Annotated in this window: 9 protein-coding genes; 7 read left to right on the top strand and 2 right to left on the bottom strand. The window is 68.9% G+C overall.

The window, feature by feature from the left end; all coding sequences use genetic code 11:
• Positions 1-18 precede the first annotated feature (18 nt).
• The 7 genes from fdxA to B9D87_RS12865 all read left to right on the top strand — a co-directional run bounded on the left by fdxA (position 19) and on the right by B9D87_RS12865 (position 13,373).
• Complete coding sequence (gene fdxA / locus B9D87_RS12895) at positions 19-345, top strand: ferredoxin (RefSeq protein ID WP_007773662.1); 327 nt, start codon at positions 19-21, stop codon at positions 343-345.
• Positions 346-386: 41 nt separating this feature from the next.
• Positions 387-1,472, top strand: coding sequence for a succinyldiaminopimelate transaminase (dapC, locus tag B9D87_RS12890; protein WP_007773663.1), 1,086 nt, complete (start codon positions 387-389; stop codon positions 1,470-1,472).
• 83 nt (positions 1,473-1,555) lie between these two features.
• Positions 1,556-3,919, top strand: coding sequence for an APC family permease (locus B9D87_RS12885; protein ID WP_007773664.1), 2,364 nt, complete (start codon positions 1,556-1,558; stop codon positions 3,917-3,919).
• Positions 3,920-4,341: 422 nt separating this feature from the next.
• The gene (gene pks2 / locus B9D87_RS12880) at positions 4,342-10,674 is read left to right on the top strand and encodes a sulfolipid-1 biosynthesis phthioceranic/hydroxyphthioceranic acid synthase (protein ID WP_007773665.1); all 6,333 of its coding nucleotides are present in this window, start codon (positions 4,342-4,344) and stop codon (positions 10,672-10,674) included.
• A 369-nt stretch (positions 10,675-11,043) separates the two neighbouring features.
• Entirely contained in the window at positions 11,044-11,712 is a 669-nt protein-coding gene (gene cysC, locus B9D87_RS12875) for an adenylyl-sulfate kinase (protein WP_007773666.1), read from the top strand.
• A gap of 75 nt (positions 11,713-11,787) precedes the next feature.
• Positions 11,788-13,047, top strand: a complete 1,260-nt coding sequence (gene sat / locus B9D87_RS12870) for a sulfate adenylyltransferase (protein WP_007773667.1) — start codon at positions 11,788-11,790, stop codon at positions 13,045-13,047.
• Entirely contained in the window at positions 13,044-13,373 is a 330-nt protein-coding gene (locus B9D87_RS12865; RefSeq protein ID WP_007773668.1) for a DUF6955 family protein, read from the top strand. The genes sat and B9D87_RS12865 overlap by 4 nt, the downstream gene beginning before the upstream one ends.
• Positions 13,374-13,375: 2 nt before the next feature.
• Here the strand turns inward: B9D87_RS12865 and fadD21 are convergent, their stop codons facing one another.
• Together fadD21 and B9D87_RS12855 are read right to left on the bottom strand one after the other, a co-directional pair.
• Positions 13,376-15,112: a fatty-acid--AMP ligase FAAL21/FadD21 gene (fadD21, locus tag B9D87_RS12860; RefSeq protein WP_007773669.1), complete on the bottom strand. Its 1,737-nt coding sequence runs from the start codon at positions 15,110-15,112 to the stop codon at positions 13,376-13,378.
• A 66-nt stretch (positions 15,113-15,178) separates the two neighbouring features.
• The gene (locus B9D87_RS12855) at positions 15,179-16,774 is read right to left on the bottom strand and encodes a PucR family transcriptional regulator (protein ID WP_007773670.1); all 1,596 of its coding nucleotides are present in this window, start codon (positions 16,772-16,774) and stop codon (positions 15,179-15,181) included.
• Between the last annotated feature and the right edge of the window lie 33 nt (positions 16,775-16,807).

Below are 16,807 nucleotides of genomic sequence, written 5' to 3'. Positions count from 1 at the left end.
TACATGGAGGAGACGTCTGTGACGTACACGATCGCCGAACCCTGTGTCGACATCAAGGACAAGGCGTGTATCGAGGAGTGCCCGGTCGACTGCATCTATGAGGGCGCTCGGATGCTCTACATCCACCCCGACGAATGCGTCGACTGCGGCGCGTGCGAGCCGGTCTGCCCCGTCGAAGCGATCTACTACGAAGACGACGTGCCGGACCAGTGGAGCCAGTACACGCAGATCAACGCCGACTTCTTCGCCGAGCTGGGATCGCCCGGCGGTGCGGCCAAGGTCGGCATGACCGAGAACGACCCGCAAGTGGTCAAGGATCTGCCGCCGCAGGGCGAAGGCGACTGAGCGGCCCGGTGCCACACCAGCTCAAAAAGCGCCGGCCGGCGGTGTCGGAGTCCCTGCCGGAGTTCCCCTGGGACACCCTGGCCGACGCGAAAGCGCAGGCCGGCGCTCATCGGGACGGGATCGTCGACCTCTCCGTCGGCACCCCGGTGGACCCGGTCGCCCCGGTGATCTCCGACGCGCTGGCCGCGGCCGCGTCGGCGTCGGGCTATCCCGCCACCGTGGGCACCGCCCAATTGCGCGAATCGGCGGTCGCGGCGCTGAATCGCCGGTTCGGCATCACCGGGCTGACCGAGGCGGCCGTGCTCCCGGTCATCGGCAGCAAGGAGCTGATCGCCTGGCTGCCCACGCTGCTGGGCCTGGGCCCCGCGGACCTCGTCGTGGTGCCCGAGCTGGCGTATCCGACCTACGACGTCGGGGCCCGGCTGGCGGGGGCGCGGGTGTCGCGCGCGGATTCGCTGACCCAGCTGGGCCCGCAATCGCCGTCGCTGTACTACCTGAACTCGCCGAGCAATCCGACCGGACGCGTCCTGGGCGTCGATCACCTGCGCAAGGTGGTCGGCTGGGCGCGCGACAGGGGCTGCCTGGTGGCCTCCGACGAGTGCTATCTGGGGCTGGGCTGGGACGAGCAGCCGCTGTCGATCCTGCATCCCTCGGTGTGCGACGGCGATCATGCCGGCCTGCTCGCGATCCACTCCCTGTCGAAGAGCTCCTCGCTGGCCGGGTACCGGGCCGGTTTCGTCGCCGGGGACCCCGAGCTGGTGGCCGAACTGCTCGCCGTGCGCAAGCACGCCGGGATGATGGTGCCGACGCCGGTGCAGGCGGCGATGGTGGCCGCCCTGGACGACGACGCCCACGAGCTGGCGCAGCGGGAGCGCTACGAACGGCGCCGCGCGGCGCTGCTGCCCGCGTTGCGTTCTGCCGGATTCACCATCGACTACTCCGAAGCCGGCCTCTATCTGTGGGCCACCCGCGGCGAACCGTGCCACGACAGCGTCGCCTGGCTGGCGCAGCGCGGCATCCTGGTGGCGCCGGGTGATTTCTACGGGCCGCGCGGCGCGCAGCACGTGCGGGTTGCGCTGACCGCCAGCGACGAGCGGATCGCCGCCGCCGTGCAGCGGCTGAGTTAGCCGCGCCGCGCGGGCGCCCGGGGCGGGCGAGCGTGCACAATGCATCGAAGGAGTCTCACGTTCTCCGGGGAAGGACGGTGCTCGTGACCGGTTCGACAGGCAAGCTGCGGATCCCGCTGTCGCTAGGGGACATCGCCAAGCGGGTGTTTCTCGGTAAGCCGCTGATCACCGAGGACATCGCTTCCGAGAAGCTGTCGAATTCCGTTGCGCTGGGTGCACTTTCGCCTGACGCCGTGTCCTCGGTCGCGTACGGTCCCGAGCAGATCCTGATCGAACTGTTGCCCCACGCCGGCCTGGCCGCGTTCCTGCTGCTGCTGCCCATCACCGGAGTCATCCTGCTGATCCTGGTGCTGGTGGCCGCGTCGTACCGGCAGGTGGTGATGGCCTACACCCGGGCCGGCGGTTCCTACATCGTCGCGCGCGACAATTTCGGGCCGCGGGTCGCGCAGATCGCCGCCGCGGCCCTGTTGATCGACTATGTGGTGACGGTCGCGGTGCAGTCGGCCGCCGGCACCGTCGCGGTGGTTTCGGCGATTCCGCCGCTGGGGCCGTACAGCCTCGAACTGACCGTCGCCGTGGTGCTGATCATCTGCTACGCCAACCTGCGGGGCCTCAAGGAAGCGGGATTGCCGTTCGCGGTGGCGACCTATTCCTTCATCGTCATGGTCGGGCTGACCATCGTGATCGGGGTCGTCCGCGCGGCCATCGGCAACCTGCCGATCTACGATCCCGCCCACATGGCCGGGACGGTGCCGGTGCACCAGGGCAACGGGCTGGTGCTGGGCGCCACGATCTTGGTGCTGCTGCGGGCGTTCGCCAACGGCGGTTCGTCGCTGACCGGGGTCGAGGCCATCTCCAACACGGTCGACTACTTCCGAAAGCCGCAGGGCCGCAACGCGCGTCGAGTGCTGACCGCGATGGCCACCGTCCTCGGCCTGCTACTGGCCGGTGTCGCCTACCTGGCCCACGTCACCCACGCGACGCCCTATCTGACGGAGTACCCCTCGGTGCTGTCGCAGATCGGCCGCGCCGTCTTCGGCAGCGGCGCCGTCGGCGACGTCTTCTACGTCCTGGTCCAGGCGGCCACGGCCGCGATCTTGTTCACCGGCGCGAACACCAGCTTCAACGGCTTTCCAGCCCTGGCCAGTTTCGTCGCCGAGGATCGCTTCCTGCCCCGGCAGCTCACCAAACGTGGGCATCGGCTGGTGTTTTCGAATGGGATCATCACGCTGACGGCGCTCTCGGTCGCGTTGCTGGTGGCCACCGGCGGGTCCGTGAACGCGCTGGTGCCGTTCTATGCGATCGGCGTGTTCACCGGCTTCTCGATGGCCGGCTACGGGATGACCAAACACCATTTGACGCACCGGGAACCGGGCTGGCGCCGCCGGCTGGCGATCAACCTGTCCGCCGCGGTCCTGTCGACGATCGTGGTGGGGATCTTCGCGGTGGCGAAGTTCACCGAGGGCGCCTGGCTGGTGGTCGTCGTCTTCCCCCTGCTGGTGTTCATGCTGACCCGCCTCAACCGCGAATACCGCGCCGAGGCGGCGATTCTCGAGATGTTCCGCACCGACCGCCCGGAGTTGGTGAAGTACTCGCGGCACCGGGTGTTCGTGTTCGTCGACTCCGTCGACCTGGCGGTGATCGAGGCGTTGCGCTACGGCCGGGGATTGCGGGCCGACGAGCTGATCGCGGTGCACTTCATGGTCGACCCGGCCCACGCGGCGCTGCTGCGAAAGCGTTGGGACCATTTCGAACTCGACACTCCGCTGCGGATCGTGGACTGCCCCGACCGCCGGATCAGCCGGGCCGCGCAACTGCTGGTGGCCAAGGCGCGCGAGGAGAACGCGCGCACCAACGTGACGGTGCTGCTGCCGCGCCGGACCTTCGCCCGGCTGTTGGGCCGGCTGCTGCACGACCGCACCGCCGACAAGATCTCGCGGGCGGTCAGCCTCATCCCCGACGCCGCGGCGACGATCGTGCCCTACGACGTCGAATCGAGGATCAGGGAGGCCTACCCCGATACCTTCGAGCAAAAGATCGGGGAGGGCATCGACAAGATCGAGGCGTGGGTGTCCCAGGACGAGGACCGGAAGGTGGACGCGTACGAACATCCAGATCGGCCCCGGTCGGTGATCATGGTGGCGGGCCTGATCTCCGGGCAGCGCGCCAGCGTCGAGGGGCGGGTCACCGAGGTTGAAGACGTCACGACCCGCGGCCGGACCCACCGGCAGATCGTCATCGGAGACAGCACCGGCGAAATGACCGTCACGTTCCGCCCGGGCAACGGCGGTGCGGACATCCAGCCCGGTCAGGTGCTGCGGATCACCGGGAAGGCGCGCCAGTCCGGCACGCGGGCCATCTCCATGCTCGATCCGGCATATCAGGTTATCGAGGACCCCGCGAAGGACGCCGAATCCGAGGATTCCGACCAAACCGGCGATTCGTAGCCTCGCGCCCCGGCGCGAATTGGGGTGGGGAATAGGAGATTTCGGCGCCGTTGAGGGTTGGCGCGCCGATCGATGACGTCGCATCGCGATGGGGTTTTGCGGTGGCCGGCGGGACCGGATGCCCACCTGCGGTATGGGCGAAGGCCGGGCGGCGCGGCCCAGCGGTGGGATCGGGATGGGGAATTGCGTAGTCACGGCGTGGGTTTCGTGGCGTTCGGGACTTCCCGGCGGGTTCGCGATACGCCGGGCCGAAATTCCTTACTCCCGCTAAGCTGACGGCGTTTGAATGTAAACTGACACCTGCATAATTACGCCTGAAACAGGTGAGAAGGATGGTGCGCGCCGATGCTCACGGGCTGCCCGCGCACGCGCGCGGCTATCGACTGCCCGAGGTGACCGGGCGAGGATAGGGGACTTGCACTTTGCGTGCTGCAAACGCCACACCCGTTGCCGTCATCGGGATGGCCTGCCGACTCCCCGGCGGGATCGACTCCCCGCAACGCCTGTGGGAGGCGCTGCTGCGCGGTGACGACCTGGTCGGCGAAATTCCCGCCGACCGGTGGGATGCGGATCTGTTCTACGACCCCGAGCCCGGGGTGCCCGGACGGTCGGTAACCCGCTGGGGTGCGTTCCTCGACGACGTGGGCGGCTTCGACTGCGACTTCTTCGGAATGACCGAACGCGAGGCCACCGCGATCGATCCGCAGCACCGCCTGCTGCTGGAGACGTCCTGGGACGCCGTCGAGCACGCCGGCCTGGACCCGGGCGCCCTGATGCATTCGCAGACCGGGGTGTTCGTCGGCCTGACGCACGGCGACTACGAACTGCTGTCCGCTGATTGCGGCGCGGCCGAAGGCCCGTACGGATTCACCGGCACCAGCAACAGCTTCGCGTCCGGGCGGGTCGCCTACACCCTCGGCCTGCACGGCCCGGCGGTCACGGTGGACACGGCGTGCTCGTCGGGGCTGATGGCCGTCCACCAGGCGTGCGGCAGCCTCGGCAGCGGCGAATCCGACCTCACCCTGGCCGGTGGAGTCGTGGTGACCCTGGAACCACGCAAGTCCGTGTCGGGCTCGCTGCAGGGCATGCTGTCCCCGACCGGCCGCTGTCACGCCTTCGACGTGCGCGCCGACGGCTTCGTGTCCGGCGAGGGCTGCGTCATGCTGCTGCTCAAGCGGCTCGACGACGCGCGGCGCGACGGCGATCGCATCCTGGCGGTGCTGCGCGGCACCGCGGCGAATCAGGACGGCCGCACCGTGAACATTGCGGCGCCCTCGGAAACGGCCCAGGTCGCGGTCTACCAGAAGGCCCTGCAGATCGCGGACGTCGACGCCGCCACGATCGGCCTGGTGGAGGCGCACGGCACCGGCACCCCCGTCGGCGATCCGATCGAATTCGCCAGCCTGGCCGCCGTATACGGCACGGGCGGACCCTGCGCCCTGGGATCGGTGAAGACGAACTTCGGCCACATGCAGTCGACGTCCGGGCCGCTGGGACTGATGAAGGCGATCCTCGCGCTGCAGCACGCCGTGGTCCCCCAGAACCTGCACTTCACCCGGCTTCCCGACGAGATGGCCCGGATCAAGACGAATCTCTTTGTGCCGCAGAGCAATACACCGTGGCCCCGCAACGGCCAATACCCGCGACGCGCCGCGGTGTCGTCATACGGGATGTCGGGCACCAACGTGCACGCCATCCTGGAGCAGGCCCCCGAGCAGGCACCGGCGCACGCACCCGATGAACCGGCGGGGCCGCTGCTGTTTCCTCTGTCGGCCACCTCCGCCGAGCAGCTGCGAGTCACGGCGGCCCGGCTGGCGGACTGGCTGGACGAGGGCGATGCCCTCGACGGCGAGAGTGCCGCGGGCCTAAGGGATCTGGGCTATACGCTGTCGCGGCGGCGCGCGCACCGGCCGGTGCGAACCGTGGTCTCGGCGAACAGTTCCGGCGAACTGCGCACCGCGCTGCGCGCGGTCGCCGACAGCGACATCCCATACCAGCCCGCGGTGGGACAGGGCGACCGCGGACCGGTGTGGGTGTTCTCCGGCCAGGGTTCGCAATGGCCGGAGATGGGCGCCGAACTGCTGGCCGGGGAGCCGGTGTTCGCCGCGACCATCGCGTCCATCGAGCCGTTGATCGCCGCGGAATCCGGCTTTTCGGTAACCGATGCGTTGACGGCGCCGGAGACGGTGACCGGCATCGACAAGGTGCAGCCGACGCTCTTCGCGATGCAGGTCGCTCTCGCCGAGACGATGAAGTCCTACGGGGTGCGCCCCGGCGCCGTCATCGGGCATTCGCTCGGCGAATCCGCAGCGGCAGTCGTCGCCGGCGGGTTGTCGGTCGCCGACGGTGTGCGCGTCATCTGCCGCCGCTCGAAGCTGATGGCGCGGATCGCGGGCAGCGGCGCGATGGCATCGGTGGAACTGCCGGGACAGCAAGTGCTGTCCGAACTTTCGATTCGCGGGATCTCCGACGTGGTGCTCTCCGTGGTCGCGTCGCCGACATCGACCGTCGTCGGCGGCGACACCCAGGCCATCCGCGATCTGGTCGCGGCGTGGCAGGAGCAGGACGTGCTGGCGCGCGAGGTGGCGGTGGACGTCGCCTCGCATTCACCGCAGGTGGAGCCGATACTCGACGAGCTGGTCGACGCCCTCGCCGATCTGCAACCGACCGCCCCCGAGGTTCCGTACTATTCGTCGACACTGTGGAATCCGCGCGAACGGCCGTCATTCACCGGCGACTACTGGGCGGAAAACCTCCGCTACACAGTGCGATTCGCGGCCGCGGTGCAGGCGGCACTCAAGGATGGGTTCCGCGTCTTCGGCGAGCTGGCGCCGCATCCGCTGCTGACGCACGCCGTCGAGCAGAACGCCGCCAGCCTGGACATGCCCATCGCCGCCCTGGCGGCCATGCGCCGTGAGCAGGAGCTGCCGGTCGGCCTGCGCGGCTTCGTCGCCGACGTGCACAGCGCCGGCGCCCAGGTCGACTTCGCCGTCCAGTATCCGACCGGCCGACTCGTGGACGCACCGCTGCCGACGTGGACCCACCGCCGGCTGATGCTCACCCGCGAGGCAACCGAGCAGGCACACGGCGCCTCCGTTCGCGCCGTGCACCCCCTGCTCGGCGCGCACGTGCACCTGCGGGAGGAACCCGAGCGCCACGTCTGGCAGGGCGAGATCGGCACCGAGAACCACCCCTGGCTTGCAGACCACCAAATCCACTCTGTCGCAGCATTTCCCGGTGCCGCTTATTGCGAGATGGCGCTCGCGGCCGCCCGCGCGGCACTCGGTGAACGCGCAGAGGTCCGCGACGTCGCGTTCGAGCGGACGCTGTTGCTGGCCGACGAGACGCCGGCGTCGTCGGTCGCGACGGTCACCGCGCCCGGCGTTCTCGACTTCGCTGTGGACACCCACGAGGACGGCGAACGCATCCGCCGGGCGAGCGCCGTCCTGCATGCCGACGCGGACCCGGCCGAGCCGCAGCAGCCGCCCGCGCACGACCTGGCCACGCTGATCGCCGACCACCCGTCCCGCATGGACGGTGCGGAATTGCGAAAGGCGTTCGAGGCCATCGGAATCCACTATGGTCCGGCGTTTTCGGGCCTGACCGCGGTGCTGATTGCCGACCGGGAGATCACCACGGTGCTTGCCGAAGTGGCACTGCCCGGCGCCATTCGCTCGCAGCAGTCGGCCTACGCCGCGCACCCGGCTCTGCTCGACGCCTGCTTCCAGTCGGTCGTCGTCTCACCCCAGATGCAGGCGGCCGGAGCCGGCGGCCTGCTGTTGCCGGTCGGCGTGCGCCGGCTGCGCAACTTTCACTCGACGCGTAACGCGCAATACTGCCTCACCCGGGTCACGTCCTCGCGACCCGGCGAATGCGAGGCGGACCTCGACGTGCTGGACCAGTCCGGAACGGTGCTGTTGACCGTCGAGGGATTGCGGTTGTCCGGCGGCACGTCCGAACACGAACACGCCCACCGGCTGCTCAACGAGCGGTTGTTGACCATCGACTGGGAGCCGCGGGAGCCGTCCGAGGCCGCGCACGGCGAGCCCGGTTCGTGGGTGCTGCTCAACGCGTCCGACGATCACGACCCGTTGCCGGTGCGGCTTGCCGAGGTGCTGAATTGCGATGGCGCGCAATGCACCACGCTGGCCTTTCCCCTTGGGACCATGGATACCCCACAGTTGCGGACGCTGCTGTCCGGCGGCGCGACCGCCTCCAACGGCCACGGGCCGCTGAAGGGGCTGACCGGCGTTGTGCTGGTGGCGGCGCCCGATGGCGGCGTGGACGAGCCGCGCGCGCAGCGGCGCGGGCGGGATTACGTGTCGCACCTGGCGGCCGTCGCCCGCGAGCTCTCGGAGCTGCCGGGGGAGTCGCCGCGGCTGTACCTGGTCACCCGCAACGCGGCGAGCGTGATCGCGGGTGACGTGGCGAACCTGGCGCAGGCCGGGCTGCGCGGACTGATGCGGGTGATCGACTCCGAGCACCCGCATCTGAGTGCCACCCAGATCGACGTTGACGACGCGACCGATCCCGAACACGTTGCGCTGCAACTGAAAAGCGGATCGGAAGAGGACGAGACCGCCTGGCGCGGCGGCCAGTGGTACGCCGCGCGCCTGCGGCCGGGTCCGCTTCGCCCGTCCGAGCGGCGCACCACCGTCGTCGATCACGAGCGCGGCGGCATGCGCCTGCAGATCCGCACGCCCGGTGACCTCGAATCGCTGGAGTTCGCCGCGTTCGACCGGGTGCCGCCCGGGCCGGGGGAGATCGAGGTAGCGGTGACCTCGTCGACCGTCAACTTCGCGGATGTTCTTCTCGCCTTTGGCCGCTACCCGACCTTCGAGGGCTACCAGCAGCAGTTGGGCGGCGACTTCGCCGGCGTGGTGACCGCCGTCGGCCCCGACGCCACCGAGCACCGGGTCGGCGACCGGGTCGGCGGGATATCCCGCAACGGATGCTGGGGCACCTTCGTCATCGCCGATGCCCGGCACGCGGTCACGCTGCCTCCCGAGGTGCCGCTGGACGCAGCGGCCGCGGTGCCGACCGCGGCCGCGACCGCGTGGTACGGCCTGCACGACCTGGCGCGCATCGCACCGACCGACAAGGTGCTCATCCATTCCGGTACCGGTGGAGTCGGCCAGGCGGCCATCGCGATAGCCCGTGCCGTGGGCTGTGAGATCTTCGCGACCGCGGGCAGCCCGCAGCGCCGGCAACTGCTGCACGACATGGGCATTGAGCACGTGTACGACTCGCGCAGCACGGAATTCGCCGGCCAGATCCGCCGCGACACCGGCGGGTATGGCGTCGACGTGGTGCTCAACTCGCTGCCCGGCGCCGCGCAGCGCGCGGGAATCGACTTGCTGGCCCTCGGTGGACGCTTCGTCGAGCTGGGCAAGCGGGACATCTACGGCGACACCCACCTGGGCCTGTTCCCGTTCCGGCGCAACCTCTCGCTGTTCGCCGTCGACCTCGCGCTGCTGACTTTCAGCCACCCGGATACGGTTCGGCGCTTGTTGACCACCGTGTACCAGCGCACCGCGGCCGGTGAACTGCCGTTGCCGCGCACCACGCACTATCCGATCCATGACGCGGCCGCAGCGGTGCGTCTGGTCGCGGGCGCGGGCCACACCGGCAAGGTGGTGCTGCAGGTGCCGCGCGCGGGAAGCAGCGTGGCCGCGGTGCCGCCGGACCAGGTGCGACCGTTCCGCGCCGACGGCGCCTACATCGTCACCGGCGGCATCGGCGGCCTGGGCTTGTTTCTGGCCGGCCAGATGGCCTCTCGCGACGGCGCGGAGCGCTGCGGGCGGATCGTCCTCAACTCGCGCTCGCAGCCCGACGAGCGGGCGCGCGACGCCATCCAGCGGCTGTGGGACGCGGGGGCCGACATCGCGGTGGAGTGCGGTGACATCGCCGAGCCGCAGACGGCCGAGCGGCTGGTGGCGTGCGCCACGGCCACCGGGCTGCCGGTGCGCGGCGTGCTGCACGCCGCCGCGGTCGTACAGGACGCCACGCTGGCGAACGTCACCGACGACCTGATCGACCGGTGCTGGGCGCCAAAGGTTTACGGCGCGTGGAACCTGCATCAGGCCACCGCGCAGCAGCCCCTCGACTGGTTCTGCTGCTTCTCGTCGGCCGCGGCGCTGGTGGGTTCGCCGGGGCAGGGCGCCTACGCCGCGGCCAACAGCTGGCTGGACGCGTTCGCGTATTGGCGCCGCGCCCAAGGTCTTCCGGCCACCTCCATCGCGTGGGGAGCGTGGTCCGAGGTCGGCCGGGCCACGGCCCTGGCCGAGGACGCCGGCATCGCGATCACGCCCGCCGAGGGTTTCCGCGCCTTCGAAACGCTGCTGCGCTACGACCGCCCGTACTCCGGCTACGCGCCGATCATGGGGACGCCATGGCTGACATCCTTCGCGCAACGCAGCCGCTTTGCCGAAGCGTTCGCCTCGTTGGGCCAGGGCAAACCGGACACCGGCAAGTTCCTCGCCGAGCTGCGCGCGCTGCCGCGCGAGGAATGGCCGTCGGCCATCCGCCGGTTGGTTTCCGGTCAGATCAGCTTGTTGCTCCGGCGGACGATCGATCCGGATCGGCCGCTGTCCGACTACGGTCTGGATTCGCTGGGGAACCTGGAGCTGCGGACCCGCATCGAAACCGAGACGGGGGTGCGCGTCAGCCCCACCAAGATCACCACCGTTCGGGATTTGGCCGACCATCTGTGCGACGAGCTGGCCGGCCTGGAAGCCGCGCCGTCAGCGTCCTGACCCGGTCCTCGGCACACATCGCGCGGCGATCCGTCGTATGCGGGGCGGGGCGTGGTGCCGATCGGCCCGACCCAACCGGCCGCGATTTCATTTGCTGGCGGGTCCGCTACCGGGCCCGGCGCACGACTGCGCGGCCGGCCGCCGCGAGGCGACGCAAACTCCCGTAAGTTGACCATCTTTACTTGTGGACTGGTTCTTATCCGGATTGATTGATAAACAATATGGTGAAGGTGTGTGACCGGGCTCGATGCGACGAGGTTGCTGCGCCGAAGTCGGCCACCAATCGCGGCGACCGGTGATGCGGAGGATGGCAAGTGGCCGTGCGGGTTTCGTCGGTGTCGGTCGAGACGTGGTGAACAGGAGCTGGCAATGTCGAACAACATCACCTGGCACGAACACCAGATAAGCCGCGCCGAACGCGAAAGACTCAACGGCCACAAGGGCTGCGTCATCTGGTTCACCGGGCTGAGCGGCAGCGGCAAGAGCACGGTGGCCAACGTCGTCGAGCAGAAGCTCTACGAGCGGGGCATTCGCAGCTTTCTGCTGGACGGGGACAACGTCCGTTATGGGCTCAACGCCGGTCCGGAACTGCTCGAGGAGCGGCACGGACCCGAGTTCGCCAAGCGGTTCGGTCTCGGGTTTTCGGCCCAGGATCGCGAGGAGAACATCCGCCGCATCGGCGCGGTCGCGAAGCTGTTCTGTGAGTCCGGCGCCATCGCGCTGACGGCCTTCATCAGCCCCTACGTCCGCGATCGTGACGCGATTCGGGCCACCCTGGACGACGGCGATTTCCAGGAGATCTTCATCGACACCCCGATTGAGATTTGCGAGCAGCGTGATCCCAAAGGCCTGTACAAGAAAGCCCGCGCGGGCGAGATCAAAGGGTTCACCGGAATCGACGACCCCTACGAGGCCCCGACGCGGCCCGAGCTGCGGCTCGACGGCGGCACCAAGGACGCGGACACGCTGGCCGAGGAAGTGATCGCCCATCTCGAGCGCGCGGGCGTCATCTCGGGCCCGGCACGGCCGGACGCTTAGCGGACGGGTACGGCGGTGACGGCGTCGGGAGCCGTCCCACCGCAACCCGCTGATTACCGAATCGAGGTCAGTTACATGAGCTACCAAGGCCATAACGGGAAGCCGATCGTGGAACGAGTGTCCACCGAGAATGCGGCGAGCCGGATTGACGGGTTGCCGCGCATCCCGATCTCCAAAGCCACCGCGCACGAGGTGATCAGCCTGTCCTACGGTTTCTTCACCCCCCTGGCGGGTTTCATGGGCCGCCGCGAGGTGGATGGCACGCTGGACAACTTCCAGCTGCCGGACGGCACGCTGTGGAGCATCCCGATCGTCTTCGACCTGTCCGCCGACGACGTCGACAAGTACGGGGTGAAAGAGGGCCACAGCGTCGTCCTCGAGTATCTCGACGCCCCGATGGCGATCTTGGAGGTCTCCGAGATCTACGAGTACGACCTGGCGCGCTTGGCCGAAAAGACCTACGGCACCGCGGATACCCGGCACCCGGGTGTCAAGAAGACGCTGGCTTACGCGAATCGTTTCATCGGCGGCGACATCACGCTCATCAACGAGCCGGTGTTCAACGAACCCTTCAAGAGCTTCTGGCTCACGCCGCGGCAGCACCAGGACGCGCTGGCGAAGAAGAACTGGAAGCGTGCCGTCGCCCATCAGACCCGCAACGTTCCGCACACCGGTCACGAGGCGTTGATGAAGCAAGCGTGGCTGGCAGCGAACGAGGACCAGCCCGTCGACCACCTGAACACCGGCGTGCTGGTCAACGCCATCATCGGCCAGAAGCGCGTCGGCGACTACATCGACGAGGCGATCCTCCTGGCGCAGAACGAGTTACGGACGAGCGGGTATTTCCGCGAGGACGTCCACCTGGTGTCGTTCACGCTGTGGGACATGCGCTACGCCGGGCCCCGCGAGGCCATCTTCCACGCGATCCTGCGGACGAACCTCGGCTGCACGCATCACATGTTCGGCCGGGACCACGCCGGGGTCGGCGATTTCTACCACCCCTACGACTCGCAGAACATCCTCAAGCAATACCGCAGCGAGCTGGGGATCAAGCCGGTGTTCCTGCGGGAGAACTGGTACTGCCCGGTGTGCCAGGAGGTCACCAACTCGGCGCTGTGCGGCCACGACGACCAATCACAAAGCTTCAGCGGCAGCCTGATTCGCAGCATCCTGACCGACGAGGTCAAGCCGACCCAACAGGTGATGCGCCACGAGGTGTTCGAGGTGGTGATGGACAGCGCCGCCAAGTACGGCCAGGGCTCGCCGTTCGTCACCGAGGAGTACCTGAAGGACAGGTTGCCGGTCTTCACGCTGAACCAATTGGAGAACTCATGAGTACTGCGGAGAAGAAGATCAAGGTCAACGTCTGGATCAACGAGGAACGGCTGGAAGCGCTCGCGAATGCCGGAATGGCGGACCGGGCGATCGACGCGTTCGCCGGCATGAAGCTGCTCGAGATCTACACCACCGACGAGCAGAAAGACGTTCTGCTGCAGCGCTTTCCCGGTGCAAAGTACGACTCGGCCACCACCCGCTCGATCGAGCTGCTCCCGAAGCGGGTCAAGGACAGGCTGCTCGAGTTGTCCATCAAGATGCACTCCACCGGTCCCGACGTGGTGGGTCGCTTCCTCGAGGAAGCCCAGACGGCGAACAGCCAGTAGGGCTAGGCGTCCAGCCGGGTGAACCGCCGGCGGCGGTACTGCTCGACGCACGCGGCCCGCCGGATCTTGCCGCTGGTCGTGGTGGGAATCGATCCCGGCGCCACCAGCACCAGATCGGCGACGTTGAGCCCGTGCGAGTTCGATATCGCCGCGGTGACGTCGTTCTTGACGGTGTCGAGGGTGCGCTTCGCGTCTTCGTCGGAATCACCGCGCTTTTTCAATTCGATGATGGTGACCAACTTTTCGGTCTCGTCGACGGGAACCGAGATCGCCGCGACGCGGCCGCCGGTGATCCGCTGCACCGTCGACTCGATGTCTTCGGGATAGTGGTTGCGGCCGTAGACGATCAGCAGATCCTTCATCCGGCCCACGATGAACATCTCGTCGTCGCAGATGAAGCCGAGGTCGCCGGTGCGCAGCCACGGGCCCTCGGGGGTGCCGCAGGACGCGCCGGCCAAGACGCCGCCGAAGGTGCGCCGGGTGTCCTCGGGCTTCTCCCAGTAGCCGTCGGCGACGTTGTCGCCGCTGACCCAGATCTCACCGACCGTCCCGGCCGGGCATCCAGTGCGGGTATCGGGGTCGACGATCCGCACCATCGGCGACGTCGGTGTGCCGTAACTCAGCAGCGGTGAGCCGGTTTCGGCCGGGCACCGCTGCGCGCTGCCCTCCGACATCCGCTCCGGTTCGAAGTGGACGACGCGCGGGGGGCCGCCCTCGGCGCGGCTGGCCACGTAGACGGTGGCCTCGGCCAGCCCGTAGGAGGGCTGCATCATGTGCTCGCGAAAGCCGTACGGTGCGAACCGTTTACAGAACCGGTCGAGCGTGGCGGGATGGATCCGTTCGGCGCCGCTGACGATGCTGATGACGTTGCCCAGGTCGACTCCGGCCAGCTCGTCGTCGGTGGTCTTGCGGACCGCGAGCTCGAAGGCGAAGTTCGGCGCGGCGGAGAACACCGGGTTGGTTTGGGACATCGCGTGAATCCAGCGCGCCGGGCGCTGCAGGAACGCGATCGGGCTCGTCACATCGCCCCGGTAGCCGCCCAGGATCGGTGCGATGACGCCCTGCATCAACCCCATGTCGTGGTAGAAGGGCAGCCACGACACGCAGACGGTGTCGCGCGGGGCCACGCCGTTGAAATCGGGAAAGTACGCGGCCATCAGTTGCCGGAAGTTCGCGTGCAGGTTGCGGTGCGAAACCATGACGCCGGCCGGAAGGCGGGTGGAGCCCGACGTGTACTGCAGGTAGGCGATGCTCGGGGCGCCGCTGATCCGGATGCTCGACGAATTCGGCTCGTCCAGATCCAGCGCGTCGATCGCGATGACGGCGGGCCCGGCGGCCGCCGGGTGGTGCAGGTAGTCGTTCACGGTCGCGGCGGCCGCGGACGTGGTCAGGACGACGGAGGGTGCGGTGTCGGCCAGGACGGCGGCGACGCGCTCGTCGTGTGAGCCCGGCTGCGGCACCGAGAGCGGGACCGCGATCAGCCCGGCCTGGATCGCTCCCAGGAACGCCACGATGTAGCCGACGCCCTGGGGGGCGAGGATGACGGCGCGGTCCCCGGCGGTGCCGTGCCGCTTGACCTCGTGCGCGACGTTCAGGGTGCGCTGATACAGCTGGGCCCACGTCAGGCTTTCGGTGACACCGGCCCAGTCCTGCTCGTAATCGGTGTACCGAAACGCCACGTCGTCGGGTTGCAGGCCGGCGCGTTCCCGCAACAGGGAGACGACCGACGAAGACTGCATGCGGGCTAGGGTACCGCTTCTGGATTTTCGCGCATGTCGGCCGCCATGCCCGGGAAGGCGAGCGGGTCAACGGCTTTCCAGCACGCGCAATCCGAGCGAAAACAGCAGCCGCACCTCGGGATCGGTCAGCGACGTCGACAACAACTTCTCGATCCGCCTAACCCGGTAGCGAACCGTATTCGGATGCACCCGCAACGATTGCGCGGCCGCCGCGATGTCGCCGAAGGCGTCCAGATAGACCCGCAACGTCTCGGCCAGCACCGGATCGTCGTCGCGCAGCGCCACGATCCGCGGATCGATCAACCGCTCGTCGCCGCCGACCAGGGTCACGATCTCATCTAGCAGAACAGTGGTACGCGCCTCGGCCAGCGATGTCACCTGCCCGAACGAAATCGGGTGCCGCTCAGCGCTGTCCAGCACGCGGTCCACCTCGGTGCGCGCCGCGGCAACCCCGGCCAGGCCGGCGACCGGTGCGGCGATGGCCGCGCGTAGCTGCACCCCGAGTTCGTCGCGCATGGCGCCGATGGTGCCGCGCACCCACGAGGCGACCGAACGGTTGCGCGTCTGGGGGACAAGCACGTACGTGCGCGCGCCGTTCGACGCGACCTGGGAGTCAGCGCGAAAGGCGCTGGCGCTCAGCGCGATAACATCGGCGAGCCGGCCGTGTCCGGGTGAACCGTCCGCCGCGTCCCAACCGATCAGCGCCGCGTCGCCGTCGGCGGCCAGGCCGAGTTCGGCGGCGATCGCGGCAACGTCGACCCCCGCAGGGGTTTCCGCGTCGGCGAGGCCCAGCAGCTGCTGCACCCGCCGGGCATGCGTCGACGGCCGGGCCGCCAGCCGCGACATGATGCGGCCGGCCAGCACGGCGGCGCCCCGCAACATCTCCTCGGCGTCGTCGGCCAGCGGTTGCGAGCCCTGCTGCACCCAGATGGTTCCGGCGAACACCGGCGGCCGCCGCGCATCCGGTGCGGGCCGGTAGATGCCGACGGCCAGTCGCGGGCGCAGCCCCAGCTCGGGACGCTCGGCGACGCGCACCACGTCGCCGCCCGACCGCAACGCGTCGAAGATGCCCCATTGGCCGATCCACTCGAGATGGTCGGGCGGGCCGGCCCTGCCCAGGATGGAGAGGCGGCGCAGCTCGTCGGCTTCGTCGTTGGACGCGGAGTACGCCAGGACGTGCGACTGGGCGTTCTCGATGCTGACCATGCCGTGGATGCGGTCGGCGAGCGACTGCGCCAACCCGAACAGGTCGGTGCCCGAGTCGTCCGTCGCGTCCGCGCGGTCCCCGTGGTGCTCCAGGACGTGGTTGACCAACTGGTAGAGCCGCTCCCAGCGGGCCCGCGGGTCGGCGGCCACCACGGCCGAGCCGGCCGCAACGGCCCTGGCCACCAAGGCATTCGACGGCTCTTTGACGAATATGGCCACCGGCACGCGCTCGCGCGCCTGCTTGTCCACCCAGCGCAGCGCCTCGTCGTCGGCGACGCCGAGCAAAAAGAAGACATCCGCGGAACCCGCCGCGGCGGCCAGGCCGAGCCGCACGTCGTCGGAGTCGATCAGTGCGGCCGACGCCACCGGCAGGTCCAGGCCGCGGGGCGCGTCGACCAGGCTCACCAGGGTCGCGTCCAGCGCGAGTAGCAGCTGTCCCAGCCCCACACCGGCCATGTTGTCCGATTTTACTACGATTGCCCATCGGTA

The organism is Mycobacterium colombiense CECT 3035, from assembly GCF_002105755.1.
Taxonomy (GTDB): domain Bacteria; phylum Actinomycetota; class Actinomycetes; order Mycobacteriales; family Mycobacteriaceae; genus Mycobacterium; species Mycobacterium colombiense.
Note: the sequence above shows the minus strand (reverse complement) of the source record. Positions and strands in the feature narration are given on the sequence as shown.